The organism is Streptomyces sp. MMS24-W38, assembly GCF_059889265.1.
Genome location: NZ_JCBCPP010000001.1, coordinates 4,942,454 through 4,967,829, shown reverse-complemented (window position 1 = coordinate 4,967,829; position 25,376 = coordinate 4,942,454). Strand labels below are relative to the sequence as shown.

Genomic DNA, 25,376 nt, shown 5'->3' with positions numbered 1-25,376 from the left:
CCTGGCGGGTCCTCGCCGCCCGCCCGTCCACGGCGGCGAGGCGGTCTGTGCGGTTGCATCCCCTTACGTCATGCTCTGTGTTCATGATCCGTGACTGGGGGACGTCGGCCGCCGGAGCGCTGAGGCGCCCGTCGGCACCGGTGACCCACACCCTCATCGTCCTGTGCTGCGCGGTCTTCCTCATGGGGCCGGCCTCGGGGCTCGATCCGGCGTACGGGTCCGGGGAGGAGTTGCCGGCCGCGCAGCGGAGCTACTTCCGCCGCTGGGGCGTGATCCCCGCAGAACTGTTCGAGGGCTCCCCCGGCGCCGCCCTCACCCCCGCCACGGCGCTGTTCGTCCACGGCGGCTGGGTGCATCTGCTCGGCAACATGCTCTTCCTCCATGTCTTCGGGACGATGGCCGAGGCACGGATGGGCCGCCTGCAGTTCCTCCTGTTCTACGTCGGCTGCGGCTACCTGGCCCTGCTCGGGTACGCCGCCGTCCACATGGGCTCCGGGCAGCCCGTGGTGGGGGCCTCGGGAGCGATCTCGGCGGTCCTCGGCGCGTTCCTCTTCCTGTTCCCCCGGGCGCGGGTGACCAGTCTGCTGCCGTTCCTGTTCTTCCTGCCGGTGCGCTTCCCCGCGTGGGTCGTGCTGCCGTTCTGGGCGGTGTCGCAGTGTCTGGCGGCGATGCCCGCCTCCGACGGGCCCGGGGTGGCGTATCTGGCGCACCTGGTGGGCTTCGGGCTGGGCTTCTGCTGCGCGTGGGCGCGTTTCCAAGGGGCGACTACAGTGAGAGCCGCCCCAGCTCCGGCCCCCGAGGGAGAGAACCAGCCGTGATCACCGCGATCGTCCTCATCAAGACCAGCGTGGACCGGATCCCCGAGATCGCGGAGCAGATCGCCGCGCTGGACAGCGTCAGCGAGGTCTTCTCCGTCACCGGTACCTACGACCTGATCGCCATCGTGCGGGTCAGGCAGCACGAGGACCTGGCGGAGGTCATCCCGGGCCGGATCAGCAAGATCCCGGGCGTGGAGGGGACCGACACGCACGTGGCGTTCCGCACGTACTCGCAGCACGACCTGGAGGCCGCGTTCGCGATCGGCCTGGACAGCTGAGGCGGCCGGCACGGCCGGGCGGCCCGGGCCGACGCCGAGCGACGAGGTCGTGGACCGGCTCTCGGTGACCGACAGCCCTGCGAGTGACGACGCTGACGCAGCGACCGCCCGGTCACCGGCCCCTGGACGCAGGCCGAGAAGCGCTGCGCCCTGCTGCTCGGCGCGGTGGTGGCCCTGTGGTGCAGCGAACCACTGCACCGGGTGCCGTCCGCCGTGGTCGCGTTGATCGGCTCGGTCGTCGCCGCCTCGCCAGCCTGCCCGCCCTGGGCACCGTACGGCTGAAGGACGCGCTGAAGACGGTGCCCTGGCCGCTGCTGCTGCTCATTGCGGCGACGACGGCGACGGGCGTCGCGCTCTCCGAGTCGGGGTCGGCGAAGTGGCTGGTCGGCGGGCTTCCCACGGCCCTGACCCCGATGCTGTTCCTGGCCGTGGTCGTCGTGGCCGGTACGGCGGCCCATCTGGTCCTGCAGTCCCCTTCCGCCCGTTCCTCGGTCCTGGTGCCACTGGTGGTCGCGGCCTCCGTGGGCGTCGGGGTGAGCCCGGTCGCGGCGCCGAACTCCTCACCGGCGCCACGGAACGCGCCCTGCGCATGATCGTCCTGGGCACCCGGCTGCCCGGTCCCGCCTCCGCCGGGCTCCGGCCCGCCGCCGCCCCGGGCGGCCCGGCTCAGGCGGACGTGTCCGGTACGCAGCGGCCGTCGACCGTGCGGTAGCTCCACCGGGCGCCGTCCCGCACGAGCTCCCTGACGGCGCGGACGAAGCGCTCCACGTGTTCGTCCGGTGTGCCCGCGCCGAAGCTGACGCGGATCGCGTCGAGGGGCCTCTCGCCGGACGCCGCCTCGGGGGCACCGCACTCGCCCGGGGTCCGCGGGTCACCGCCGAGCAGGGCGCGCAGCAGCGGGTGGGCGCAGAACAGCCCGTCCCGGACGCCGATGCCGTACTCGGCGGACAGGGCCGCGGCGAAGTGGGAGCTGTTCCAGCCGTCGACGACGAAGGAGAGCACGCCGACGCGCGGCGCGTCGTCCCCGAACAGGGACAGGAACCGCACCTCGGGCACGTCCGCGAGCCCGTCCCGTACCGTGCGGATCAGCCGCTCCTCGCGGGCGGCCAGCGCGTCGAAACCGGCCTCACGGAGCGCCTCGCAGGCCGAGGCGATGGCGTGGGCTCCGATGACGTTGGGCGAGCCCGCCTCGTGCCGGGCCGCGCCGTCGTGCCACCGGACGTCCAGCGAACCGTCCTCGCGCCGGGTGACGGTGCGGCTGGCGCCGCCGCCCGCGAGGTAGGGCTCGGCCTGGCGCAGCCAGTCGGCCCGGCCGGCCAGGACACCGGAGCCGAACGGCGCGTACAGCTTGTGCCCGGAGAAGGCCACCCAGTCGACGTCCAGGTCACGCACGCTCACCGCGCGGTGCGGGGCGAGCTGGGCGGCGTCCAGGACGATCCGGGCGCCGTGCGCGTGGGCGGCGGCGGCCAGCTCCCGTACGGGCCACAGCTCGCCGGTGACGTTGGAGGCACCGGTGACGCAGACCAGGGCCGGGCCGTGCGGCTCACGGTCGGCGAGGGCGTGCTCCAGGGACCGCACGGCCTGCTCCGGACTGTCCGGGGCGTCGAGGAGGGTGACGCGGGAACCGCCGCGCCAGGGCAGCAGCGAGGCGTGGTGCTCGGTCTCGAAGACGAAGACCCGGCAGTCGTCCGGGAGGGCGGCGGCGAGCAGGTTGAGCGAGTCGGTGGTGGACCGGGTGAAGACGACCTGATCGCCCTCCCGCCGCCCACCACCGCCCTTGCCGGACCGGGCTTCGCCCGGGCTGTCCTCGATGCGGCAGTCGAGGAACTCGGCGACGGTCCGGCGGGCGTTCTCGAAGAGGTCGGTGGAGAGCCGGGAGAGATGTCCCGCGCCCCGGTGGACGCTGCCGTAGTACGGCGCGTACGCGGCCACGTCGTCCCACACACGCTGGAGTGCGGGGGCGCTGGCGGCGTAGTCGAGCGCGGCGTGGCCGATCTCGCCGCCGGTGACGAGCGGGACGGCGACGTCGCGCCCCAGGACCGGCAGCAGCGCACCGCCGAACCGGTCGCCGGCGACGGCGGGGGCGGGGGCGGGGGTGACAGCGGAGACAGCAGAGACGGCTGGGACAGTGGCGACGGCGGAGACGGACATGGGTGAACTCCCGTGGAGGCAGGCGGAATCACCACGCGAGCGCACACGGCTCGAGCGTGGGAGAGGCGAAAAGGGGTGCGGAGGCGGGGCTCTGCGGCCTCTTCCGGGCCGTCAGAAACGCCCTAGCGCATTCGCTGTTTCACTGGGAGGCTCCCTCGAACGACCAGGACCCCTGGTGTGTCCACTCGATCGAGTGCGAGGGGTCCGCGCTTGCCGCGAGCCCTGCTGCTCGCGGCCTGGTCCTCACCCGGGGCACCCCGCCACGGACGGAGGGTTGCCGGACAGCCGGCCGGGGCCTGATGGCTGTCACTCGTGACCTGGTCCCAGATCCTGCCACACGGTCCGCGACGCGCGAGGCGCGGTCCGGATCCTGGACGGTTCCGGACCGCGCCCTGTCGCGTCGGATGCGGCCGGGCGGCGGCCGAACGGGGGCCGGCCCGCCGCGGCGGCGGTTCACGCGTTGCTGACCGCCACCCAGTGCTCCAGGACTCGCTTGGCGGCTCCCGAGTCGATGGACTCGGCGGCCTCGGCCATCCCCGCCCGGATCTGCTCCGCCAGGGCCCCGGCGCCCGGCTTCAGCGCCACCAGCGCCGCCGCCGAGTTCAGCAGCACCGCGTCCCGCACCGGGCCCCGCTCGCCGTCCAGCAGCCGCCTGGCGACCTCGGCGTTGTACGAGGCGTCGGCGCCGCGCAGCGCCTCCAGCGGCACGGGCTCGATGCCGACGTCCCGCGGGTCGAAGTGCTCCTCGGTCACCTTGCCGTCCCGGACCACCCACACCCGCGAGGTGCCGGTGGTCGTCAGCTCGTCGAGGCCGTCGTCACCGCGGAACACCAGCGAGGAGTGGCCGCGGTCGGCGAACACACCGGCCATGATCGGCGCCATCCTCGGGTCGGCGACCCCGACGGCCTGGGCCCGGACCCGGGCCGGGTTGGCCAGCGGGCCCAGGAAGTTGAACACCGTACGGATGCCCAGCTGTCCTCGCGCGGCGGCCACATGGCGCAGCGCCGGGTGGAACTTCACCGCGAAGCAGAAGGTGATCCCGGCCTGCTCGGCGACCTCGGCGACTCGCTGCGGGGTCAGCTCCAGGTTGACGCCGAGCTTCTCCAGGACGTCGGAGGCACCGGACGCGGAGGAGGCGGCCCGGCTCCCGTGCTTGACGACCTTCGCCCCGGTGCCCGCGACGACGATCGAGGACATCGTGGAGATGTTCACCGTCTTGGCGCCGTCGCCACCGGTGCCGACGATGTCGACGGTCTCCCCCGGCACCTCGATCGCGATGGCGTGGTCGTACATCGCCCGGACGCAGCCGACGATCTCGTCGACCGTCTCGCCCTTGGCCCGCAGGGACACGGCGAACCCGGCGATCTGCGCGTCGGTGGCCTCACCGCGCATGATCAGGTCCATCGCCCAGGCGGTGTCGTCGGCGGACAGGTCGTGTCCGTCCAGCAGTCCGTTCAGCAGGACGGGCCAGGAGCGGTCCGCCGCGGTATTGCCTCCTGCGGGGGTCACAGCGCTCATCTGCCGCTCCTGGGTCATAGACAGGTGTAAAGGGGTTTCACCCCCCACCTTATCCAGCCCGGAGCACGGCGAAGGGCCCCCGTCCGGTCTGCGGACGGGGGCCCTTCGCCGTCGTGTGGCGACTTGGATGTCGTACGAGGTTCAGGTGATCAGTGGTGGCCGTGGCCGCTCGTGATCTCCCTGTACTCCTCGACGGTCGGCTTCGGGATCTGGGACCCCTCGCCGTAGTACTCCTTGCTGAGCTTGGCGCGCAGCCTCTCGGCCGGCTTCACCTTGCGTTCGACGCCGTTCTCGTCGACCAGCGGGCCGATCTCGACCGGCTCGTACTGGTGGTGCGCCGTGAGGGTGTGCAGCTGTTCCTGGCTGAGCGGCTCGTGGACCTCGATGAACTCACCGTGCGGCAGGCGCTTGATGATGCCCGACTCGCGGCCGTGCAGCACCTTGTCCTTGTCCCGGCGCTGCAGGCCGAGGCAGATCCGCCTGGTGACGATGAACGCGACGACCGGTCCCAGGAAGAACCCGATGCGGACGAACCAGGTGACCGCGTTGATCGAGAGGTTGAAGTGCGTGGCGACGATGTCGTTGCCACCACCGATCAACATGATCATGTACGCGGTGACCCAGGCGACACCGAAGGCCGTGCGGGTCGGGGCGTTGCGCGGCCGGTCCAGGATGTGGTGCTCGCGCTTGTCCCCGGTGATCCAGGACTCGATGAACGGGTAGAGCGCGATCATCGCGAGGAAGACGCCGAACAGCGCCAGCGGGATGAAGACGCCCAGAACCAGCGTGTGACCCCAGAAGTTGACTTCCCAGCCGGGCATGGCACGGACCAGGCCCTCGGCGAAGCCCATGTACCAGTCGGGCTGAGCCCCGGTGGAGACCATGTCCGGCCGGTAGGGACCGATGTTCCAGATCGCGTTGATCGACACGGTCGCCGAGATGACGGCCAGTACACCGAAGACCAGGAAGAAGAAGCCTCCGGCCTTGGCGATGTACACCGGCAGGAGCGGCATGCCCACGACGTTCTTGTTGGTCTTGCCGGGACCCGCGAACTGCGTGTGCTTGTGGTAGAAGACCAGGATCAGGTGCGCCACCACGAGGCCGAGCATGATGCCCGGCAGCAGCAGGATGTGGATCGAGTAGAACCGGGCGACGAAGTCCGTCCCCGGGAACTCCCCGCCGAACAGGAACATCGAGATGTACGTGCCGACGATCGGCACGGACAGGATCGCGCCCTGCGTGAAGCGGACACCGGTGCCGGAGAGCAGGTCGTCCGGGAGCGAGTAACCGGTGAAACCGGTGAACATGCCCAGGACGAACAGCAGGAAGCCGAACACCCAGTTGATCTCACGCGGCTTGCGGAACGCGCCGGTGAAGAACACGCGCATCATGTGCACGAACATGCCGGCGAGGAAGACGATCGCCGCCCAGTGGTGGATCTGCCGGATCAGCAGACCACCGCGGATGTCGAAGCTGATGTCGAGCGTCGACTTGTACGCCTCACTCATCAGCTGTCCCTGCATCGGGACGTAACTGCCGTGGTACACCACCTCGTTCATCGACGGGTGGAAGAACAGCGTCAGATACACACCCGTGAGGATGATGATGATGAAACTGTAGAGGCAGACCTCACCCAGCATGAACGACCAGTGGTCCGGGAAGATCTTGCGCATGTTGGCCTTGGCCAGGGAGTAGATCCCCAGCCGGCTGTCCGCCCAGTCGGCGACCCGTTCGCCGGCCGGCGTCTTCCCGCGGGAGCGGCCCGCGCCCGATGGGTTCGTGCTGCTGGTCGTGGTACTCATCCGCGCTCCCAGAATGCAGGACCGACGGGCTCGTCGAAGTCGCCGAGCGCTTCGAGGTAGCCCTCGTTGTTCACACCGATGCGCAGCTGCGGCAGGGCGTGTCCGGCGGGACCGAAGATGACCCGGGCGCCGTCGGCAAGGTCGAAGGTGGACTGGTGGCAGGGGCACAGCGCATGGTGCGTCTGCTGCTCGTACAGGGAGATCGGGCAACCGACATGGGTACAGATCTTCGAGTACGCGAGGATGCCCTGGTGCGACCACTCGAGCGACTGCTTGTCCTTGATGTCGTCCGGCTGGATGCGGACGAGCATCAGGGCGGCCTTGGCGATCTCGTTCATGAACTCGTGCTGGTCCTCCTCCAGGCCCTGGGGCTTGGCGAAGGTCAGCGAGCCCACGGCGATGTCGGACGGCCGCATGGGCTCGTTCGTGTTCATGTTGATGAGCAGCTTGCCCTTGGACCACAGGGTGTTGCGCAGCTTGTCCTCGGGCAGCGGCCCGAGGTCACGCAGCAGCACCACTCCGGAGAGCGGGAACAGGGCGAGCGCGCCGAACATCGTGTTGCGGATCAGCTTGCGCCGTCCGAGCGCCGACTCCTTGGCGCCCTGGCGGAAGTCGTCCATGACCTTCTCGCGGACCTCGGGCGAGGCCGTGATCGGGTGCCGCTCGTCGGTGAGCTCCTGGTCCGACATCAGCGTGCGGGCCCAGTGGACCGCGCCGACGCCGATGGTGAACAGGGCGATGCCGAGGGTCGTACCGAGCGCGAAGTTCAGCGCGCCGATCCGACCGAGCGGGAAGATGAAGACGGACTTGTCGATCGGGATCGCCACGTACGCGGCGATGAAGGCGACGGTGGCCAGCATCGACACCGTGAACAGGAGGGCGACCGTACGCTCGGACCGCTTGGCGGCCCGCTCGTCGACGTCCTGGATCCGGGGCTCGTGCGGAGGCAGCCCGGGGTCGGCGAACGGGTTCTTCTCGTCCGCGACGCGGATCGCGCCGTGCGCGGCGCCCTGCTCCGCGGGCAGCTTCTCGTCGGGAGTCTCTTGGCTACTCATGACTTCCTGGCCTTTGCGGTCCGAGCGGCGACCCAGGCGGCGATCACGATCAGCCCGCCGAGTCCGAAGATCCATGCGAACAGACCTTCGGCGACCGGGCCGAGCCCGCCGAGCGCCAGGCCGCCGGGGCTGTCGGTCTCCTTGCCGTTGACCGCGTTCACGTAGGCGATGACGTCCTTCTTGTTCTGCTCCGACAGTGAACCGTCGGGGAAGGAGGGCATGTTCTGCGGGCCGGTCAGCATGGCCTCGTAGATGTGCTTGGGGTCCACGTTGTCAAGGCTCGGGGCGTACTTGCCGTGCGTGAGCGCACCGCCCTTGCCGGTGAAGTTGTGGCACTGCGCGCAGTTGTTGCGGAACAGCTCACCGCCCTTGGCGATGTCGGCGCCCTCGGGGCCGTACTGCTCCTCGGTGGGAACGGCCGGGCCGGCACCCAGGGAGGCGATGTACGCCGCCAGCTGGTCGATCTCGGCCTGGTTGTAGACGGCCTTCTTCCGCGGGAGCTGCGCGCTCTGCGAGGTGGCGGCCGGCATCCGGCCGGTGGCCACCTGGAAGTCAACGGCCGCGGCACCCACGCCGACCAGGCTGGGGCCGTCGGTGCTGCCCTGACCGCCGGTGCCGTGGCAGCTGGCGCAGCCGACGGCGTAGAGCTTCTTGCCCTCCTCGATGGCGAGGGACTGGGCGGTTTCGTCGGCCTGCGCCTTGCTCGCGGGTGCGAACACGGCGTACAGCCCCCCGGTGCATGCCAGCGCGAGGAGCAGAACGACGAGCGCCGCCAACGGGTGGCGTCGTCGTGCGGAGAGCTTTTTCACGGATTACCCCGGTGTCAGGATCTTCTGCGTCGATGCTTCTGGATAGGTGCGCTCTTCGAGCGCGCGGATTCGAGCCCGCCTACTTGATCATGTAGATCGTGGCGAAAAGGCCGATCCAGACGACATCGACGAAATGCCAGTAGTAGGACACGACGATGGCCGCCGTCGCCTGGTCATGGGTGAACCTCCGAGCCGCGTAGGTCCGGCCGAGGACCAGCAGGAAGGCGAACAGGCCGCCCAGAACGTGCAGGCCGTGGAAGCCGGTGGTCAGATAGAAGACCGAGCCGTACGGGTCGGAGGAGATGGTCAGACCGTAGTGCTTGACCAACTCGGTGTATTCCAGGACCTGACCGCCGATGAAGACCGAGCCCATGATGAACGTGACGATGAACCACGCCCGGAGCTTCTTCACGTCACCGCGCTCGGCTGCGAACACGCCGAGCTGGCAGGTGAGTGAGGAGAGCACCAGGACCGTGGTGTTCGTCGCCGAGAACGGGAAGTTCAGGGTGTCGGCCTGCTTCGACCAGAAGTCGGGTCCGGTCACCGATCGCAGGGTGAAGTACATCGCGAAGAGGGCCGCGAAGAACATCAGCTCGGAACTCAGCCAGATGATGGTTCCGACGCTGGTGAGGTTCGGTCGGTTGACCGACGGGAGCGCGTGCCCGGTGTCTACTGTCGTTGCTGTCGCCACGCCGACATTATGTCGGTCGCTTATCCCGCCCTCACCCCGGGGGGTGCCGTTCGGTGTGTTCGCCCCTCCTGTAGTGCCCGGATGGCCCATCGAAGTGACGTCCGAACCAGTGTTGACAAGCTGTCGGAAGGGGTAGCATCCGCGCCATCGGCACGCGCGGTACCGACGATGCCGAGCCCCCTCAGAAGCGTGGAGGAACAATGCAGGCGACCGCCACGGTGCTGGTCTACAGCGACAACGCCAACACCCGGGAGCAGGTGCGGCTCGCCACCGGTCGGCGGCCGGCCCCGGACACGCCCGTCGTGGAGTTCCTGGAGTGCGCGACCGTCCCGGCCGTCCTCGAGGAGCTGGACCGGGGCGGCATCGACGTCTGCGTCCTGGACGGCGAGGCCACACCCATGGGCGGCATGGGCGTGTGCCGGCAGATCAAGGACGAGATCTTCGAGTGTCCGCCGGTGCTGCTGCTCATGGGCCGTCCCCAGGACGCCTGGCTGGCCACCTGGAGCCGTGCGGAGGCGGCTGTGACGCTGCCGGTGGAGCCGGTGGAGTTCGCCTCGGCCCTCGCCTCCCTGCTGCGGCAGAAAAGCGCCCTGAACGTCTGACGCACGGTCCTCACCGGCGCGGCGCCCGCGGTGACTCTCAGGTCGGCTGCGGGCGCAGGCGCGCCTTCTCCTCCGGGGCGGGACCTCCCGCGGCGCCGCCCGTCAGGGCGCTGCCCGCGCGCCAGTCGGTCCAGCTGAGGTTCCAGTCGCCGAAGCCGTTGCCGAACGGATCCATGTCGGCGCCGCCCGAGTTCACGACCGTGACCAGGTCGCCCCTGCGAATGGTGTTGTAGAACCACTCTGCCTCGCCGGTGCTCATGCCGACGCAGCCGTGGCTGACGTTGGCGTAGCCCTGGGAGCCGACGGACCAGGGGGCGGCGTGCACGTACTCGCCGCTCCAGGTCACCCGGGTGGCGAAGTGGACGGGCATGTCGTACGACTCGGCGGAGCCCTCGGCTATGCCGATGGTGCTGCTGCGCATCTGTACGGTGCGCTCCTTGCCGAGGACCACCTTGACGCCGTTGCGTGTCTCGAACCCGGGTTTGCCGGCGGTGACGGGGATCGTCTTGATCTGCTTGTCGCCCTTGTAGACCGTCAGCCGGTGTGACGCGACGTCGGTGACGGCTATGACGCGGTCGCCGGTCCTGATCGTCAGCGGTTCGCTCCTGCCACCCCGGAGACGGTCGTCGATCCTGACGCCCTCCAGGGTGCTGCGCACCCGGACGGTGGCGTTCTCGGGCCAGTAGTCCTTCGGGCGGAAGTGGAGCTTCTTGTCGTCCACCCAGTGCCAGGAGCCCTCCACCGAGGGCGTGGAGGACACCTTCAGGCCGCGCTCCACGACGGCGCGCTGCGCGGGGTCCTCGACCGGCTCGGTCAGCTCGGCGGTGAGCGGCTGGCCGACGCCGTAGGTGCCCGCCTCGGGGCCGAAGGCGACGCCCAGGCTCTTGGTGGCGGACTTGCCGGTGGTGAGGGCGAGGACCTTGCGGCCGGGAGCCCCGTCCACGCCCTCGGTGCTCACCCGGATCGTGTAGCTCGCGTCGGCGACGAGCGGGGAGGTGCTGTGCCAGCGGCTGCCGTCGGCGGCGAGTTCACCCGCCACGTGGCGGCCCTTGGTGTCCACGGCCGTGACGTCCGTGATGCGCCCGTCGGAGTCCTCGGCGACGACCTCCAGAGGTGTGTCCGGGTCGGCCGTCGCGCCCTCGGCGGTGGGGCCGTTGAAGGAGATCTGGTCCGCCGCGTCGTAGGGCTCGGCGGACAGCGGGTCGCCGACGGCGGAGCAACCGGCAACGCCCGCACCAAGGGCGATCACCAGCAGCGTGCAGCCGACGACGGTGCGGTTGCGCGGATCACGTCTCATGACCTCACGCTAGGGAGCCCCGTCAACTCCGGCGCGCCGGGCGACTCGAACGAGTGATGTTCGGTGTGGCAGACGCAGGGCCCGGACGCTCCTGGCGGAGTGTCCGGGCCCTGCGTCGCGCGACATGTGCTACTGGGTGCGGTTCTCACCGTGGTAGTACTCGAAGGTCCAGCCCCAGATGCTGGCCAGGATCACCGGCATCGCGAAGAACATCAGCCACCAGCCGATGGCGATGGACAGGAAGGCGAGGGCACCGCCGATGCCCAGGAAGAGTGGCTGCCAGCTGTGCGGGCTGAAGAACCCGACCTCACCGGCGTCGTCGGCGACGTCCGCCTCCTTGTTGTCCTGCGCGCCCACGTCGACCCGCCGGGCGGTGAAGCCCAGGTAGAAGCCGACCATGATGCTCAGGCCGAAGGCCAGGAAGAGGGCCGTGGTGCCGGCCGGCTCCTTCGACCACACGCCGTAGACAACCGCCACGACGAGCAGGAAGAGGCTCAGCCACATGAACATCTTGCCCTGGATCTTCACTTGCCGGCCTCCTTGCCGCCGGAGAGGACCTTCTCACCGTGACCGGCGTTCTCGAGCTGGTCGAGGGCGGCGATCTCCGGGTGGTGCAGGTCGAAGGCCGGGGATTCAGAGCGGATCCGCGGCAGGGTGAGGAAGTTGTGCCGCGGCGGCGGGCACGAGGTGGCCCACTCCAGGGAACGGCCGTAGCCCCACGGGTCGTCGACCTCGATCTTCTCGCCGTACTTGGCCGTCTTCCAGATGTTGTAGAAGAACGGCAGCAGCGACATGCCGAGCAGGAACGAGGCGATGGTGGAGACCGTGTTCAGCGCGGTGAAGCCGTCGGCCGCCAGGTAGTCCGAGTACCGGCGCGGCATGCCCTCGGCGCCCAGCCAGTGCTGGATCAGGAAGGTGCCGTGGAAGCCGATGAACAGCGTCCAGAAGGTGACCTTGCCGAGCCGCTCGTCGAGCATCTTGCCGGTGAACTTCGGCCACCAGAAGTGGAATCCGGCGAACATCGCGAAGACGACGGTGCCGAACACCACGTAGTGGAAGTGCGCCACGACGAAGTACGAGTCGGTGACGTGGAAGTCCAGCGGCGGCGAGGCCAGGATGACGCCGGTCAGACCGCCGAACAGGAAGGTCACCAGGAAGCCGATGGACCAGAGCATCGGCGTCTCGAAGCTCAGCGACCCCTTCCACATGGTGCCGACCCAGTTGAAGAACTTCACCCCGGTCGGGACCGCGATCAGGAAGGTCATGAAGGAGAAGAACGGCAGCAGCACGCCGCCGGTGGCGTACATGTGGTGCGCCCACACGGTCACCGACAGACCCGCGATGGCGATCGTCGCGCCGACCAGACCCATGTAGCCGAAGATCGGCTTGCGTGAGAAGACCGGGACGATCTCGGAGACGATGCCGAAGAACGGCAGCGCGATGATGTAGACCTCGGGGTGGCCGAAGAACCAGAACAGGTGCTGCCACAGCAGCGCCCCGCCGTTGGTCGCGTCGAAGATGTGCGCCCCGAACTTGCGGTCGTACTCGAGCGCGAACAGCGCGGCGGCCAGCACCGGGAAGGCGAGCAGGACCAGGACACCGGTCAGCAGCACGTTCCAGGTGAAGATCGGCAGGCGGAACATGGTCATGCCCGGCGCGCGCATGCAGATGATCGTGGTGATGAAGTTGACCGAGCCCAGGATGGTGCCGAAGCCCTGCAGGGTCAGACCCATGATCCACATGTCGGAGCCGGCGCCCACCGAGCGGACCGCGTCGGACAGCGGTGCGTAGCCGGTCCAGCCGAAGCTGGCGGCCCCGTCCGGGGTGAGGAAGCCGCCGATCGCGATCAGCGAGCCGAACAGGTAGAGCCAGTAGGCGAACATGTTCAGCCGCGGGAAGGCGACGTCGGGGGCGCCGATCTGCAGCGGCATGATCCAGTTCGCGAAGCCGACGAACAGCGGCGTCGCGAACATCAGCAGCATGATCGTGCCGTGCATCGTGAACGCCTGGTTGAACTGCTCGTTCGACATGATCTGCAGACCGGGCCGGGCGAGTTCCGCGCGCATGACCAGCGCCAGGACGCCACCGACGCAGAAGAACACGAACGACGTCACCAGGTACATGGTGCCGATCGTCTTGTGGTCCGTGGTCGTCAGCCACTTGACCACGATGTTGCCGGGCTGCTTGCGCCGTACCGGCAGCTCGTTCTCATAGGAGGCCACAGCTGCCGCGGCACCCTGGGATTCGTTGAGGATGCTCACAGCTTGCTCGTCTCCCGGTTCTTCTCGTGGCTCGTCTGCGCGATGCCGGCGGGAACGTAACCGGTCTGTCCCTTCTCCGCGAGCTCCTTGAGGTGCGCCTCGTAGCGCTCGGGGGAGACGACCTTCACGTTGAACAGCATCCGGGCGTGGTCGACACCGCAGAGCTCGGCGCACTTGCCGAGGAAGGTGCCCTCACGGTTGGGGACCACCTCGAAGGCGTTGGTGTGGCCCGGGATGACGTCCTGCTTCATCAGGAACGGCACCACCCAGAAGGAGTGGATGACGTCCCGCGAGGTCAGGACGAACCGGACCCGCTTGCCCTCGGGCAGCCACAGGGTGGGGCCCGGGTTGTTCGTCTGCGGGTTCCGCGTGGAGGGGGTGCCGCAGTCGTTGACACCGCCGGCGTTGGCCGGGAAGGCGTCCTTGTAGCGGTCCGGGATCGCGTCGAGTTCCTTGGAGGTCTTCGCGTCGCCGGAGGAACCCTCGACGTTCTCGATGTAGTTGAAGCACCAGCTCCACTGGAAGCCGACGACGTTGACGGTGACGTCGGGCTTGTCGAGCTTCATCAGCTCGGACTCGTCCCGGGCCGTGAAGTAGAAGAAGACCGAGACGATGATGAGCGGAACCACGGTGTACAGCGCCTCGATGGGCATGTTGTACCGGGTCTGCGGAGGTACCTCGACCTTGGTGCGGCTGCGCCGGTGGAAGAAAACACTCCACAGGATCAGGCCCCACACGAGCCCGCCGACGGCGAGCGCGGCCGCCCACGAACCCTGCCACAGGGAGAGGATTCGCTCCGCCTGCTCTGAGGTGGGGGTGGGCATACCAAGGCGAGGGAAGTCCTCCCATGTGCAACCGGTGGCGGTCGCCAGGACCAGGCCCGCGGTCAGTGCCTGCAGCAGCTTCCGCTGCATCGGGCGCCGCGGCTTGGGGGTACCACCCACGCCCTTCAGGCCGTGGGGGAGGTCGGAGCCGTTGGGACTCACGTAGCGCCTTCCCGAGAGTCTCGCCCGCGCTGTACGGCTGCGGCCTGTCCTTCTCACCGGTCGGTCGCCGCCCTGCGTCGGGCAGGGGTTTGGATGTTTATGCGGACCAAACCCTAGCCGACGCCTTCCGGGGGGTCGCGGGGAGGGGGGCATACGCGCCGCCCGTCACCCCGAAGGGAGGGAGAGGGGATGCCCCGTCGCCCGAAAGTACCGCTCGCACGGGGGACTCGGCAGGCGGACGGGTGTGCGGTGAGGCCGCGGTGGGTATGGAGGGCCCGGCCGTTCGCCCCTCCCCGTGGCGGAACCGCCGAGGGGCACGGCCCCCGGCCGCTCGGCGGCCGGGCCACGCCTTAACGTTGCCGTATGGCCTACTTTGACGCCGCGTCCGCCGCCCCGCTCCACCCCGTCGGCCGTCAGGCCCTGCTGGCCGCACTGGACGAGGGGTGGGCGGATCCCGCACGGCTGTACCGGGAGGGCAGGCGGGCCCGGCTGCTGCTGGACGCGGCGCGCGAGGCGGCCGCCGAGGCGGTGGAATGCCGCCCGGACGAGCTGGTGTTCACCCCGTCCGGCACCCGGGCGGCGCACATCGGGATCGAGGGGGCGCTGGCCGGGCGGCGACGCGTCGGATCGCACCTGATCGTGTCCGCGGTCGAACACTCGTCGGTCCTCCATATGGCGGAAGCGCACGAGGCCGGGGGCGGTTCGGTCACCGAGGTCGCGGTGGACCGTACGGGCGCCGTGGATCCCGCGGCGTACGCGGAAGCCCTGCGGCCGGACACCGCGCTGGCCTGCCTCCAGTCGGCCAACCACGAGGTGGGGACCGTGCAGCCGGTGGCCGAGGTGGCCGAGGCGTGCCGGGCGGCGGGCGTACCGCTGCTGGTGGACGCGGCCCAGTCGCTGGGCTGGGGGCCGGTGGCGGGTGACTGGTCGCTGCTCACGGCGAGCGCCCACAAGTGGGGCGGCCCCTCGGGGGTCGGGCTGCTCGTGGTGCGCAAGGGGGTGCGGTTCGCTCCCCAGGGGCCGCTGGACGAACGGGAGTCGGGGCGGGCGGCCGGGTTCGAGAACATCCCGGCGGTGGTGGCCGCGGCGGCGTCGCTGCGGGCGGTGCGTGCCGAGGCGGCCGAGGCGGCGGCCCGGCTGCGGGATCTGACGGAGCGGATCCGGACGCGGGTGCCGGCCCTGGTGCCGGACGTGGAGGTGGTCGGCGATCCGCGGCGGCGGCTGCCGGGGATCGTCACCTTCTCGTGTCTCTTCGTCGACGGGGAGACGGTGCTGCACGAGCTGGACCGCGCGGGTTTCTCCGTGTCGTCCGGTTCCTCGTGCACCAGCAGCACGCTCACCCCGAGCCATGTGCTGAGGGCGATGGGGGTGCTCAGCGAGGGCAACGTCCGCGTCTCGCTGCCGCCGGGGACGGACTTTGAGGACGTCGAGCGGTTCCTGACCGTCCTGCCCCGGGTGGTGGCGGAGGTGCGGGAGAGGCTGGGGGCTCCGGTGGCGGCGGGGACCGCGGAAGCTGCCGAGCACACCGCCGGGGGAGGCGGCGCCCTGGTGGTGGACGCGCTGGGCCGGCGCTGCCCGATCCCGGTGATCGAGCTGGCCAAGGTGATCGGCGACGTGCCGGTGGGCGGCACGGTGCGGGTCCTCGCGGACGACGAGGCGGCCCGGCTGGACATCCCGGCGTGGTGCGAGATGCGCGGGCAGGAGTACGTGGGCGAGGAGCCGGCGGACCACGGCTCAGCCTATGTGGTCCGCCGGCTCTCCTGAGCGGGCGCTCGCTCCGGGCCGGGGAGCCCGGAGGGGGCGTCAGGCCAGGTGCTTCTGCACCTCGGCCGCGGGCTCGTCGCCGTAGGCCTGCGCGAAGCGCTCCATGAAGTGGGCGCGGCGCAGCTGGTACTCCTGGGTGCCGACGGTCTCGATGACCAGGGTGGCGAGCATGCAGCCGACCTGCGCGGCGCGCTCCAGTGAGACGCCCCAGGCCAGTCCGGACAGGAACCCGGCGCGGAAGGCGTCGCCCACGCCGGTCGGGTCCGTCTTGCGCTCCTCCTGGGCGCAGCCGACCTCGACGGGGTCCTCACCGGCGCGTTCGATGCGTACGCCCCGGGCGCCGAGGGTGGTGACGCGATGGCCGACCCTGGCGAGGATCTCGGCGTCGGTCCAGCCCGTCTTGGTTTCGATGAGCCCCTTCTCGTACTCGTTGGAGAAGAGATAGGTCGCCCCGTCCAGCAGTATGCGGATCTCCTCCCCGTCCATCCGGGCGATCTGCTGGGAGAAGTCGGCGGCGAACGGGATGCCCCGCGAGCGGCACTCCTCGGTGTGCCGGAGCATGCCCTCCGGGTCGTCGGCGCCGATGAGGACCAGGTCGAGGCCGCCCACCCGGTCGGCGACGGTCTTCAGCTCGATCAGCCGGGCCTCGCTCATCGCGCCCGTGTAGAAGGAGCCGATCTGGTTGTGCTCGGCGTCCGTGGTGCACACGAAGCGGGCGGTGTGCAGCGTCTCCGAGATGCGGACGGACGCGGTGTCGACGCCGTGCCGGTCCAGCCAGGCCCGGTACTCGTCGAAGTCGGAGCCCGCGGCGCCTACGAGGATCGGCCGGGTGCCGAGCTGGCCCATGCCGAAGGCGATGTTCGCGCCCACTCCGCCCCGGCGCACGTCGAGCTGGTCGACCAGGAAGGACAGCGAGACCGTGTGCAACTGGTCCGCGACGAGTTGGTCGGAGAAGCGCCCGGGGAACGTCATGAGGTGGTCGGTGGCGATGGAGCCGGTGACTGCGATGCGCACGGCGTGGACTCTCCTGAGGGAGGGGGGATTGTCACCCCACGCTACCGGGTGCGAGCCGCCCACTTGAAGCCGACAAAACTACCCGATAGTAGATCTTTCTTCGTGACCTTCGGCATGCCTACGGTGCCGCTATGACGAACCTCAAGGTCCACGCCCCCACGCAGGCCGACCTCGAAGGCGACCTGGAGTCGCTGCGCGGCGACTGCGCCCGGATGGCCTCCCGCTGGACGGCGCCGGACCGCGGCGACACCCGCCCGGTGCCTCCGTCCCTGATCCACGGCGTTTCCGTGCCGTCGTCCTCGGCGCGGCTGCTGGACGCGATGTCGGATTACGGCGACTGAGTCGGGCCCTCGCCGGCCAGGATCACGGCTCCCGGGGAAACCGGACGGGAACCGTGCGCTCCCCCGCTGCGTCCCATCGCCGTCCCCCGTAAAGGGGATACGGGATACGACCCACCAGCAGTCCCGGTGCGACCGGGAAGGGTCTTCCGGGACAGCTGTGCAGCCGAAGGAGCGATGCGGTGAACACCGAGCGGCCCGACAACGACGACGCCGAGGCGAGGGCCTCCGGCAGCGCGCGCGACACCGGGGGCGCTTCGGCCGACGGCGCGACGAAGGACGCCCCGGAGCAGCAGGCTCCGGACCGAACCCCCGTATCCGGCTCCGCCATGCCCGAGGCCTCCGTCGAGGCCGACGCCGGGAAGGCGCCGGAGCCCTCGGCGGACGGCCCGGAGACCACCTCGGCAGGGGAAGCCGCCGCCCCGCAGACCGACGGCGGCGAGGGCCCGGAGACCGACCCCGCGCAGCCCCCCCGACCCCAGTCCGGACAGCCGGAGCCCGAAGGCCCGGACTCCGGCGACGCGAAGGCCGACGCCACGCGGGCCGAGGCCGCCGAGCCGTCGACGCCGGAACCCGAGGGCACAAAGCCCCCGGAAGGCGAGCCCGAGGCGCCCTCGGCGGACGGCACGGACCGCCCGGCACCGGAAACCGCAGCCGCGGAGGCGGGCAGCAGCACGGACCGGACCCCGAAGAGCAAGCCCTCGACGGCCGACCAGGATCAGGGTGAGATCCCGCAGACCGGGGTCCCGGAGAACGGCGACGCGAAGGCCGACGCCACGCGGGCCGAGGCCGCCGAGCCGTCGACGCCGGAACCCGTGGACGCGAAGGCCCCGGAAGACGAGCCCGAGGCGCCCGGGAGCGAACCCGGGCAGACCCCTCCGGACCGGGACGGGCAGCCGGAAACCGTGAGCGGCGAGGCCGATGTGCCGGAGGGCGACGCGGGAGCATCCGAGCCCGCCCCTGAGGCCGGCGCCCCGCAGGCGGCCGTCCGCCCGGAGCCCGGGGGCGCCGGTCGTGACGGAGACGGCGGCGAGGACGGTCGCGGTGGGGCCGGGTGGCGGCGGTCGCCGCTGCTGGTCGCGTCGGTGGCCGCGGTCGTGCTGCTGGTGGGGGGCGGCGGAGCCTACCTCGCCGCCAGTGCCGCCGCCGGGTCGGGCGGCGGTACGACTCCGGGGGCGAACGGGGACGCCACTCCCCCGCCGCTCACCCTCGACGCCTACGCCGAGGGCGGACCGCACGGCATCGCGCCCGGTGAGCCCAACCCGTACGGCGCCACCTACCGCGCCGACGGCGCTCTCCCAGACGCCCCCGACTCGGCGCCGGTCTACCACGCCCGGGGGCAGATCACCGAGGCGCAGGTGGTCAGGCTGGCGAAGGCACTCGACGTCGACGGCAAGCCGGTGGCGGAGGGCGACTCCTGGCGGATCGGCGGCAAGGACGGCAGCGGGCCCACCCTGCGGGTGGACCGGGACGCCCCCGGCACCTGGACGTTCAGCCGTTACATGCCGGGTACCGACGACTGCAAGGGCGAGACGTGCCGGACGCCCTCGGCCGACGACGCCCCGGCGGCGACCGAGGAGGCCGCGCGGAAGGCCGCCGCGCCCGTGCTGAAGGCACTCGGCCAGGACGACGCGAAGCTCGACGCGAGCCAGGTCATGGGCGTCAAGCGGGTGGTGAACGCGGAACCCGAGGTCGGCGGGCTGCCGACGCACGGCTGGACGACCGGTGTGGTCGTCGGCGCCGGAGGCGAGATCGTCGGCGGCAGCGGCCGGCTGTCGACGCCGGTGAAGGGCGACGCGTACCCCGTGGTGAGCGCCGAGAAGGCGCTGGAGCTGATGAACACGGCACCGGGCGCCGGCGACCGTGCGAAGATCGGCGGCTGCGCCACCCCCGTACCGCTGGAGGGTGAGCAGCAGGAGCAGTCGGAGCCGTGTGTCACGGCGACGCCCCTGCCGGCCGAGGACACGGTCACCGTCGACGAGGCGGTGTTCGGGCTGGCCGCGCACTCGGTGGACGGGAGGCAGACGCTCGTACCGTCCTGGCTGTTCGAGACGCGGCCGACGGCCTCGCAGGACGGCGGCACGGTGACCTACCCGGCGGTCGATCCGGAGTACCTCACCTCCGGGATGCGGTCCGGGGAGCCCGGCACGGGGCGGCCCGCCGAGCCGGGCGACGGCGACGGGCCGACCTCGGCGCCGTCCACGCGCGAGGTCGGGGTCGAGGGCTACACCGCCGAGGGCAGCGAGTTGACGGTGTCCTTCACGGGCGGGGTGTGCGCCGACTACGAGGCGAAGGCGAGCGAGCACGGGGGCCGGGTCGCCGTCACCGTGACCGAGACGTCCCGGCCGGACAAGGTGTGCATCCTGATCGCCAGGCAGTACCAGCAGACGGTGCGGCTCGACGCGCCGCTGGGCACCCGTGAGGTGGTGGACGCCGACGGCGAGCCGGTGCCGCTGCACAAGGACGGCGCGCGACTGCCCACGGCGCCCTCCTCCGGCCAGACGCGATGAAGAGCTGAGGACGTCCGGACAGCACGAAGGCGGCGGCCCCGTCGGAGGGGGCCGCCGCCTTCGTCATGCGTCGTGCCGTTCCGTCCGGGAGGGGCCCCGGGCGGGAAGGGCCCGGCTCAGCTGAAGGAGTCGCCGCAGGCGCAGGAGCCGGTGGCGTTCGGGTTGTCGATGGTGAAGCCCTGCTTCTCGATGGTGTCGACGAAGTCGATGGTGGCGCCGCCCAGGTACGGGGCGCTCATCCGGTCGGTGACGACCTTCACCCCGTCGAAGTCCTTCTCCACGTCGCCGTCGAGGGAACGCTCGTCGAAGAAGAGCTGGTAGCGCAGGCCGGAGCAGCCACCGGGCTGGACGGCGACGCGCAGCGCGAGGTCGTCACGGCCTTCCTGGTCGAGCAGCGCCTTGACCTTCGCCGCGGCGGCGTCGGTCACGATGATGCCGTCGGTGGCGGTGGTGGTCTCGTCCGATACGGACATCTACATCTCTCCCGGGTTGTACGGAGACTGCTTGCCGACGGTTGCAACCGGCGGGGGCGCGGATTCATTCCGGGCCGGGAGCTTGTCCTCTCGGCTCCGTCTTCATGCTCGCACACGCCCCGTCGGGCGGAAAACGGTCCATGCGCCCCCCTTCGGAATCGTTCCGGCGGGGCTTCGGGAATGAACAGCGGGGCGCCGGGATTCACGTCACATGGACGCTATGGCCGTCGTCAAAGTGACGTGAACCGGATATGATAGATAGCGTCAATTCGACGAGAAGTCGTCGAACCGGTGTCCCGCTTGTCCCGCCGGGCCGTTCCTCACGGCTCGGCGAGCCGCAGAACAGAAAGGGTGCGTGTCGTGACCACCGCCCAGACCCAGGAGCTCGACGTACAGCCGACGCCCCTCGCCCTGTTGCTTCTCGGCCGGGAGGCCGACCCGAGGAGCGAGCGCGGTGTGGAGTGTCCCGGCGACCTGCCCTCGCCGTCCGACCCGGACCTGGTGGAACGCGCCCGCGCCGCCAAGGAGAAGCTCGGCGACAAGGTCTTCGTGCTCGGCCACCACTACCAGCGCGACGAGGTCATCCAGTTCGCCGACGTCACGGGCGACTCGTTCAAGCTGGCGCGGGAGGCCGCCGCGCGCCCGCAGGCCGAGTACATCGTGTTCTGCGGCGTGCACTTCATGGCCGAGTCCGCTGACATCCTCACCGGCGACGACCAGAAGGTCGTCCTGCCGGACCTCGCGGCCGGCTGCTCCATGGCGGACATGGCCACCGCCGAGCAGGTCGCGGAGTGCTGGGACGTGCTGACCGAGGCCGGCATAGCCGACCGGGTCGTGCCCGTCTCGTACATGAACTCCTCCGCCGACATCAAGGCCTTCACCGGCAGGCACGGCGGCACCATCTGCACCTCCTCCAACGCGAAGCGCGCCCTCGACTGGGCCTTCGAGCAGGGCGAGCAGGTCCTCTTCCTCCCCGACCAGCACCTCGGCCGCAACACCGCGGTGCGGGACATGGGGATGTCCCTGGAGGACTGCGTCGTCTACAACCCGCACAAGCCGAACGGCGGGCTGACGGCGGACGAGCTGCGGGCCGCGAAGATGATCCTGTGGCGGGGCCACTGCTCGGTGCACGGCCGCTTCAGCCTGGACTCGGTCAACGACGTGCGCGAGCGCATCCCGGGCGTGAACGTCCTGGTCCACCCCGAGTGCCGGCACGAGGTCGTGGCCGCAGCTGATCACGTCGGGTCGACCGAGTACATCATCCAGGCGCTGGAGGCGGCCCCGGCCGGTTCCAAGTGGGCCATCGGCACGGAGCTGAACCTGGTCCGCCGGCTGGCGAACCGTTTCGCTCCCGAGGGCAAGGAGGTCGTCTTCCTCGACAAGACGGTCTGCTTCTGCTCCACCATGAACCGCATCGACCTCCCCCACCTGGTCTGGGCCCTGGAGTCCCTCGCCGAGGGCACCCTGGTCAACCGCATCGAGGTCGACAAGGAGACCGAGGAGTACGCCAAGCTGGCCCTGGAGCGGATGCTGGCGCTGCCTTGATGTGCTCCCCGGCCTGAATCCGGGAGCACCGGCCCGGGTCTGCCGACACTTCCCGGGGCTTCCTGCTTCACCGCGCCGTGCCGGGACTTTCACCCTGGTCCCCCCCGGCGCCCTGCGAGGCGTTCGGCGTCGCCGCCGGTCCGGCGGCGACGCCACGGCGCTTTCGCGAGGGCTGCATCGGCCGCATCGGCCACCTCGAGGACAGCGACCCCGACCGGGACCTGCGTCCCTTCCGGGCCTCCCCCGCCGTCGTGGCCCGCGGTGTTTCGCGACTGTCCGCGTGAGCGGCGGCGGGAGGGGGTGGTGAGGACGGCGAGGCAGGCGATGACGAGGGCGACGCCCGTCCAGCCGGTGGCGGGGAGGCGTTCGCCGACGACGAGGACGGCGAGGACGGCCGCGACGGCCGGTTCGAGCAACGACAGGGTGGTGGCGGTGCTGGCGGGCACGTGGGTGAGCCCCCGGCCGAACAGGACGTACCCGGCGAACATGGGGACGATCGCCATGTAGGTGCCGACGGCGGCGTTGGTCCAGGAGGCGACGAGCGGGGCGCCGGTGGCCAGCAGGACGGGCAGGAGGAGCAGTCCGCCGATCCCGAAGACGGTGCCCATCGCCGCCCGGGAGGAGATCTCGCGGGTGATGAGCCGGTGCGCGGCCCAGGAGTAGAGGGCGTAGGTCGCGGCGGCGACGAGGCCGAGGGCGATGCCGAGCAGGGTGGTCGCCACGGACGTCCGCCCCGTGCCGTCGGCGGCGCGGGCGGCTTCGGCGACACAGAGCAGGACGGTGCCGAGCAGGCCGAGGGTGGCCGCGAGCGTCCAGCGGCGGGTGAGCCGGCGGCCGTCCACGACACGCTCGATCACGGCCGAGGCCAGTGGCGCGGTGCCGAGGGACACGACGGTGCCGACGGCGACTCCGGCCAGGCGCATGGAGCTGTAGAACGCCAGGGGATAGAACGCCACCGAGACGGCGCCGAGCAGGACCGTGCCGCGCCGGTCGCGCAGCCGGGCTGCCTGCCGGGCGATCTGCGGAGCGGCGAGAAGGGCCTGGAGCAGTCCGCCGAGGCCCATCGCGACGGCGCCGATCGCGAGCGGGCCCACGCCGGGGGCGAAGGTGGCGGCCGTGCCCGTCGTCCCCCACAGCACGGAGGCGGCGAGCACGCACAGGGCCCCGATGCCCGCGGACCGGCCGCGGTCGACGCGGCTCACAGCCGGTCCAGCAGGGCGGCGGCCATCGAGCGGGCGTGCCGGACCCGCTCGCCGTCCCCCTCCAGGCCGGCCCGCGCCATCGCCCCCTCCAGGAGGAAGGACAGGTGCTCGGCCATCGCCCGGGCCTCGTCGGACCGGTCGGGCAGCAACTGCTCCAGGTGGCCGACGATCAGGCGCTCGACCTCCTCCTTGTGCGCGCGGACGACAGCCCGGCCCTCGTCCCCGACCGGGAGCTCGGCCGCGGCGTTGAGCAGGCCGCAGCCGCGGAAGCCGTGCTCATAGGCGAAGGCCGCGTGATCGGCATATGCGTCGAAGACGGCCAGCACCCCCTCGCACGGCCCCTCGGCCTGCTCCAACCGGGCTCGATAGAGGCCGAACCACTCCTCGTGCCGGGCGTCCAGGTAGGCCCTTACGAGGTCGGCCTTGGAGGCGAAGTTGTTGTAGAGGCTCATCTTCGCCACGCCAGCCTCGGCGGTGATCGCGTCGATACCGGTCGCGACCACACCATCGGCGTAGAAGCGGCGGCCCGCCGCCTCCAGGAGCCGTTCCCGGGCGGGACGCCGCCGTCCGCTCCCTGCTGTGCCCACGTCGCTCACCACAACCCGAACTAGGTAGGTAGGTCTACCCAGAATAAGTCGAGGGGCGGGAATCACGGAAGCCGAGCAGGCCCGCCGCCTGACCATCGGCTCGGTCGCGAGCGCCCGGTGAAGGCGGCACGATGGCCGGTGAAGGCGGTGCCGTGGGCAGGGTCCGGACCGGCAGCACCGCGTCGGCGTCATCCGCCGTCAAGCCGTTGCCGGGGCGAAGAGGTGAGGCACATGGCCGGACTCCGGTCGGGCGAGGGCATCCTGCGCCGTAAACCCATCGAACACATCGAGGAGACGGAAGCCGGCGAGGGACCGCGGCTGGAGCGGTCGCTGGGGCTGTGGCAGCTGACCGCGATCGGTGTGGGCGGCATCATCGGCGCGGGCATCTTCACCCTCGCCGGCACGGTGGCCAACGGCACGGCGGGCCCCGCGGTGCTGGTGTCCTTCCTCATCGCGGGCTTGGCCAGCGCGGCGGCGGCCCTGTCGTACGCCGAGTTCGCGGGCCTGATCCCGAAGGCGGGTTCGGCCTACACCTACGGCTACGCGGTGCTCGGCGAGTTCGCCGGCTGGTTCATCGGCTGGGACCTGCTGCTCGAGTACACGGCGATCGTGGCGGTGGTCGCGATCGGCATCTCCGGCTACTTCAGCTTCCTGGTCGAGGACATGGGCGCGCGTCTGCCCGCCTGGATGCTGGGCGCGCCCGGCACCGGTGCCGGGCACAAGGTGGATCTGTTCGCGGCGATCCTGTGCCTGCTCATCGCCTGGCTGCTGAACCTCGGCATCCGCAGCGCGGCCCGCTTCGAGACGATCGTGGTGGGGCTGAAGGTGGTGGTCGTGCTGGTGGTGATCGGGGTCGGTGTCTTCCACATCAACACCGCCAACTACCACCCGTTCTTCCCCTACGGGATCAGCGGGGCGTTCACCGGTGCGGCGACCGTGTTCTTCGCGGTCTTCGGCTACGACGCGATGTCGACGGCGGCCGAGGAGTCCAGGGACGCGCGGCGGCACATGCCGAAGGCGATCATCTACTCGCTGGCGATCGCGATGGTGCTGTACGCGGCGGCCTGTCTGGTGCTGACCGGTATGCAGAACTACAAGGACATCAACAAGGAGAGCGGCTTCTCGTCCGCCTTCCAGTCGGTGGGGCTGAACCGGCTGGCGGACGTGATCGCGGTGGGCGCGATCATCGGCATCCTCACCGTGATGTTCACGTTCATGCTGGGTGTGACCCGGGTGTGGTTCTCCATGTCCCGGGACGGGCTGCTGCCCAAGTGGTTCGCGAAGACGCACCCCACGCGGCACGTGCCGACGCGCGTGACGTGGATCGTCGGGGTGGCGTCGGCCGGCATCGCCGGCTTCCTGCCGATCGCGGAGGCGGCCGAACTGACCAACATCGGCATCCTGCTGGCGTTCGTGGTGGTGTGCACGGCGGTGATCGTGCTGCGCTACCGGCAGCCGGACCTGCCGCGCGGCTTCCGTACACCGTGGATGCCGTTCGTGCCGGCGCTGGGTGTGGTCTTCTCCCTCTGGCTGATCACGTTCCTGCAGTGGCAGACCTGGGTGCGGTTCGTCGTGTGGTTCCTGATCGGGTGCGGGATCTACTTCGGGTACTCGTACAAGCGCTCGGAGCTGGCCAAGCGTTAGGCCAGGCGCCGGCGGGGCGGGCGCCGGGCAT

Annotated in this window: 22 protein-coding genes, 2 pseudogenes and 1 riboswitch; of the genes and pseudogenes, 10 read left to right on the top strand and 14 right to left on the bottom strand. The window is 70.6% G+C overall.

Annotation, left to right across the window (positions count from 1 at the left end; genetic code table 11):
* Window positions 1-83 precede the first annotated feature (83 nt).
* The 4 genes and pseudogenes from AC6F7H_RS21575 to AC6F7H_RS21560 all read left to right on the top strand — a co-directional run.
* Window positions 84-818, top strand: coding sequence for a rhomboid family intramembrane serine protease (locus AC6F7H_RS21575; RefSeq protein WP_500758558.1), 735 nt, complete (start codon window positions 84-86; stop codon window positions 816-818).
* On the top strand, window positions 815-1,096 hold the full coding sequence (locus AC6F7H_RS21570; protein WP_500758557.1) for an Lrp/AsnC family transcriptional regulator: 282 nt from the start codon (window positions 815-817) through the stop codon (window positions 1,094-1,096). Before AC6F7H_RS21575 ends, AC6F7H_RS21570 begins: the two co-directional genes overlap by 4 nt.
* Window positions 1,097-1,195: 99 nt before the next feature.
* A pseudogene (locus AC6F7H_RS21565) lies at window positions 1,196-1,665 on the top strand (SLC13 family permease); the annotation flags it as partial.
* Window positions 1,638-1,808: pseudogene (locus AC6F7H_RS21560) on the top strand (glycerate kinase); the annotation flags it as partial. The pseudogenes AC6F7H_RS21565 and AC6F7H_RS21560, both read left to right, overlap by 28 nt.
* Here the strand turns inward: AC6F7H_RS21560 and AC6F7H_RS21555 are convergent.
* The 6 genes from AC6F7H_RS21555 to ctaE all read right to left on the bottom strand — a co-directional run bounded on the left by AC6F7H_RS21555 (window position 1,763) and on the right by ctaE (window position 9,122).
* Window positions 1,763-3,247, bottom strand: coding sequence for an aminotransferase class V-fold PLP-dependent enzyme (locus tag AC6F7H_RS21555; RefSeq protein WP_500758556.1), 1,485 nt, complete (start codon window positions 3,245-3,247; stop codon window positions 1,763-1,765). The pseudogene AC6F7H_RS21560 and the gene AC6F7H_RS21555 sit on opposite strands and share 46 nt — an antisense overlap.
* A 201-nt stretch (window positions 3,248-3,448) precedes the next feature.
* Window positions 3,449-3,565: riboswitch (SAM riboswitch) on the bottom strand.
* 135 nt (window positions 3,566-3,700) lie between these two features.
* The gene (trpD, locus tag AC6F7H_RS21550; protein WP_500758555.1) at window positions 3,701-4,765 is read right to left on the bottom strand and encodes an anthranilate phosphoribosyltransferase; all 1,065 of its coding nucleotides are present in this window, start codon (window positions 4,763-4,765) and stop codon (window positions 3,701-3,703) included.
* A gap of 149 nt (window positions 4,766-4,914) precedes the next feature.
* Window positions 4,915-6,567, bottom strand: a complete 1,653-nt coding sequence (qcrB, locus tag AC6F7H_RS21545) for a cytochrome bc1 complex cytochrome b subunit (protein ID WP_500758554.1) — start codon at window positions 6,565-6,567, stop codon at window positions 4,915-4,917.
* A complete protein-coding gene (gene qcrA / locus AC6F7H_RS21540; protein ID WP_500758553.1) occupies window positions 6,564-7,622 on the bottom strand; it encodes a cytochrome bc1 complex Rieske iron-sulfur subunit in 1,059 nt (352 codons plus the stop codon). Before qcrA ends, qcrB begins: the two co-directional genes overlap by 4 nt.
* Window positions 7,619-8,431, bottom strand: coding sequence for a cytochrome bc1 complex diheme cytochrome c subunit (qcrC, locus tag AC6F7H_RS21535; RefSeq protein WP_500758552.1), 813 nt, complete (start codon window positions 8,429-8,431; stop codon window positions 7,619-7,621). Before qcrC ends, qcrA begins: the two co-directional genes overlap by 4 nt.
* Before the next feature lie 79 nt (window positions 8,432-8,510).
* A complete protein-coding gene (gene ctaE, locus AC6F7H_RS21530) occupies window positions 8,511-9,122 on the bottom strand; it encodes an aa3-type cytochrome oxidase subunit III (protein WP_109377921.1) in 612 nt (203 codons plus the stop codon).
* 200 nt (window positions 9,123-9,322) lie between these two features.
* On the opposite strand from ctaE, the gene AC6F7H_RS21525 reads away from it, so the two are divergent.
* On the top strand, window positions 9,323-9,724 hold the full coding sequence (locus AC6F7H_RS21525; protein ID WP_500758551.1) for a response regulator: 402 nt from the start codon (window positions 9,323-9,325) through the stop codon (window positions 9,722-9,724).
* 37 nt (window positions 9,725-9,761) lie between these two features.
* Here AC6F7H_RS21525 and AC6F7H_RS21520 read toward each other — a convergent pair whose 3' ends face one another.
* From AC6F7H_RS21520 to ctaC, 4 genes are all read right to left on the bottom strand, one after another.
* The gene (locus AC6F7H_RS21520; protein ID WP_500758550.1) at window positions 9,762-11,021 is read right to left on the bottom strand and encodes a L,D-transpeptidase; all 1,260 of its coding nucleotides are present in this window, start codon (window positions 11,019-11,021) and stop codon (window positions 9,762-9,764) included.
* A gap of 129 nt (window positions 11,022-11,150) precedes the next feature.
* Window positions 11,151-11,549, bottom strand: coding sequence for a cytochrome c oxidase subunit 4 (locus AC6F7H_RS21515; RefSeq protein ID WP_109377924.1), 399 nt, complete (start codon window positions 11,547-11,549; stop codon window positions 11,151-11,153).
* Window positions 11,546-13,282, bottom strand: coding sequence for an aa3-type cytochrome oxidase subunit I (ctaD, locus tag AC6F7H_RS21510; RefSeq protein ID WP_500758549.1), 1,737 nt, complete (start codon window positions 13,280-13,282; stop codon window positions 11,546-11,548). The genes AC6F7H_RS21515 and ctaD overlap by 4 nt, the downstream gene beginning before the upstream one ends.
* Complete coding sequence (gene ctaC / locus AC6F7H_RS21505; RefSeq protein ID WP_500758548.1) at window positions 13,279-14,268, bottom strand: aa3-type cytochrome oxidase subunit II; 990 nt, start codon at window positions 14,266-14,268, stop codon at window positions 13,279-13,281. The genes ctaD and ctaC overlap by 4 nt, the downstream gene beginning before the upstream one ends.
* 363 nt (window positions 14,269-14,631) lie before the next feature.
* Here ctaC and AC6F7H_RS21500 point away from each other — a divergent pair, with 363 nt between their 5' ends.
* Window positions 14,632-16,032 (top strand): cysteine desulfurase/sulfurtransferase TusA family protein, encoded by a 1,401-nt coding sequence (locus AC6F7H_RS21500; protein ID WP_500758547.1) that lies wholly within the window; start codon window positions 14,632-14,634, stop codon window positions 16,030-16,032.
* A gap of 39 nt (window positions 16,033-16,071) precedes the next feature.
* Here AC6F7H_RS21500 and AC6F7H_RS21495 read toward each other — a convergent pair whose 3' ends face one another.
* Complete coding sequence (locus AC6F7H_RS21495) at window positions 16,072-17,046, bottom strand: carbohydrate kinase family protein (RefSeq protein WP_109377463.1); 975 nt, start codon at window positions 17,044-17,046, stop codon at window positions 16,072-16,074.
* Between the two features lie 131 nt (window positions 17,047-17,177).
* Here AC6F7H_RS21495 and AC6F7H_RS21490 point away from each other — a divergent pair, with 131 nt between their 5' ends.
* Window positions 17,178-17,387, top strand: a complete 210-nt coding sequence (locus AC6F7H_RS21490; RefSeq protein ID WP_109377462.1) for a hypothetical protein — start codon at window positions 17,178-17,180, stop codon at window positions 17,385-17,387.
* A gap of 179 nt (window positions 17,388-17,566) precedes the next feature.
* On the top strand, window positions 17,567-19,894 hold the full coding sequence (locus tag AC6F7H_RS21485; RefSeq protein WP_500758546.1) for a hypothetical protein: 2,328 nt from the start codon (window positions 17,567-17,569) through the stop codon (window positions 19,892-19,894).
* Between the two features lie 116 nt (window positions 19,895-20,010).
* On the opposite strand, the gene AC6F7H_RS21480 is transcribed toward AC6F7H_RS21485, so the two are convergent.
* Window positions 20,011-20,367 (bottom strand): HesB/IscA family protein, encoded by a 357-nt coding sequence (locus tag AC6F7H_RS21480; protein WP_109377461.1) that lies wholly within the window; start codon window positions 20,365-20,367, stop codon window positions 20,011-20,013.
* Between the two features lie 360 nt (window positions 20,368-20,727).
* Here AC6F7H_RS21480 and nadA point away from each other — a divergent pair, with 360 nt between their 5' ends.
* Complete coding sequence (gene nadA, locus AC6F7H_RS21475) at window positions 20,728-21,912, top strand: quinolinate synthase NadA (protein ID WP_500758545.1); 1,185 nt, start codon at window positions 20,728-20,730, stop codon at window positions 21,910-21,912.
* 89 nt (window positions 21,913-22,001) lie between these two features.
* Here the strand turns inward: nadA and AC6F7H_RS21470 are convergent, their stop codons facing one another.
* Window positions 22,002-23,114: a DMT family transporter gene (locus AC6F7H_RS21470; RefSeq protein ID WP_500758544.1), complete on the bottom strand. Its 1,113-nt coding sequence runs from the start codon at window positions 23,112-23,114 to the stop codon at window positions 22,002-22,004.
* On the bottom strand, window positions 23,111-23,701 hold the full coding sequence (locus AC6F7H_RS21465; protein ID WP_500758543.1) for a TetR/AcrR family transcriptional regulator: 591 nt from the start codon (window positions 23,699-23,701) through the stop codon (window positions 23,111-23,113). Before AC6F7H_RS21465 ends, AC6F7H_RS21470 begins: the two co-directional genes overlap by 4 nt.
* Window positions 23,702-23,932: 231 nt before the next feature.
* Between AC6F7H_RS21465 and AC6F7H_RS21460 the strand changes: the two genes are divergently transcribed.
* Window positions 23,933-25,345 carry an amino acid permease gene (locus AC6F7H_RS21460; protein ID WP_500758542.1) on the top strand — a complete coding sequence of 471 codons (1,413 nt, stop codon included), beginning with the start codon at window positions 23,933-23,935 and terminating at the stop codon, window positions 25,343-25,345.
* Window positions 25,346-25,376 lie beyond the last annotated feature (31 nt).

What these genes read in the sequence shown, in the direction of transcription:
- AC6F7H_RS21575 (WP_500758558.1), top strand. Translation starts at nt 84, where the DNA reads ATGATCCGTGACTGGGGGACGTCGGCCGCCGGAGCGCTGAGGCGCCCG.
- AC6F7H_RS21555 (WP_500758556.1), bottom strand. Translation starts at nt 3,247, where the DNA reads ATGTCCGTCTCCGCCGTCGCCACTGTCCCAGCCGTCTCTGCTGTCTCC.
- trpD (WP_500758555.1), bottom strand. Translation starts at nt 4,765, where the DNA reads ATGAGCGCTGTGACCCCCGCAGGAGGCAATACCGCGGCGGACCGCTCC.
- qcrB (WP_500758554.1), bottom strand. Translation starts at nt 6,567, where the DNA reads ATGAGTACCACGACCAGCAGCACGAACCCATCGGGCGCGGGCCGCTCC.
- qcrA (WP_500758553.1), bottom strand. Translation starts at nt 7,622, where the DNA reads ATGAGTAGCCAAGAGACTCCCGACGAGAAGCTGCCCGCGGAGCAGGGC.
- AC6F7H_RS21525 (WP_500758551.1), top strand. Translation starts at nt 9,323, where the DNA reads ATGCAGGCGACCGCCACGGTGCTGGTCTACAGCGACAACGCCAACACC.
- AC6F7H_RS21520 (WP_500758550.1), bottom strand. Translation starts at nt 11,021, where the DNA reads ATGAGACGTGATCCGCGCAACCGCACCGTCGTCGGCTGCACGCTGCTG.
- AC6F7H_RS21500 (WP_500758547.1), top strand. Translation starts at nt 14,632, where the DNA reads ATGGCCTACTTTGACGCCGCGTCCGCCGCCCCGCTCCACCCCGTCGGC.
- AC6F7H_RS21490 (WP_109377462.1), top strand. Translation starts at nt 17,178, where the DNA reads ATGACGAACCTCAAGGTCCACGCCCCCACGCAGGCCGACCTCGAAGGC.
- AC6F7H_RS21480 (WP_109377461.1), bottom strand. Translation starts at nt 20,367, where the DNA reads ATGTCCGTATCGGACGAGACCACCACCGCCACCGACGGCATCATCGTG.
- AC6F7H_RS21460 (WP_500758542.1), top strand. Translation starts at nt 23,933, where the DNA reads ATGGCCGGACTCCGGTCGGGCGAGGGCATCCTGCGCCGTAAACCCATC.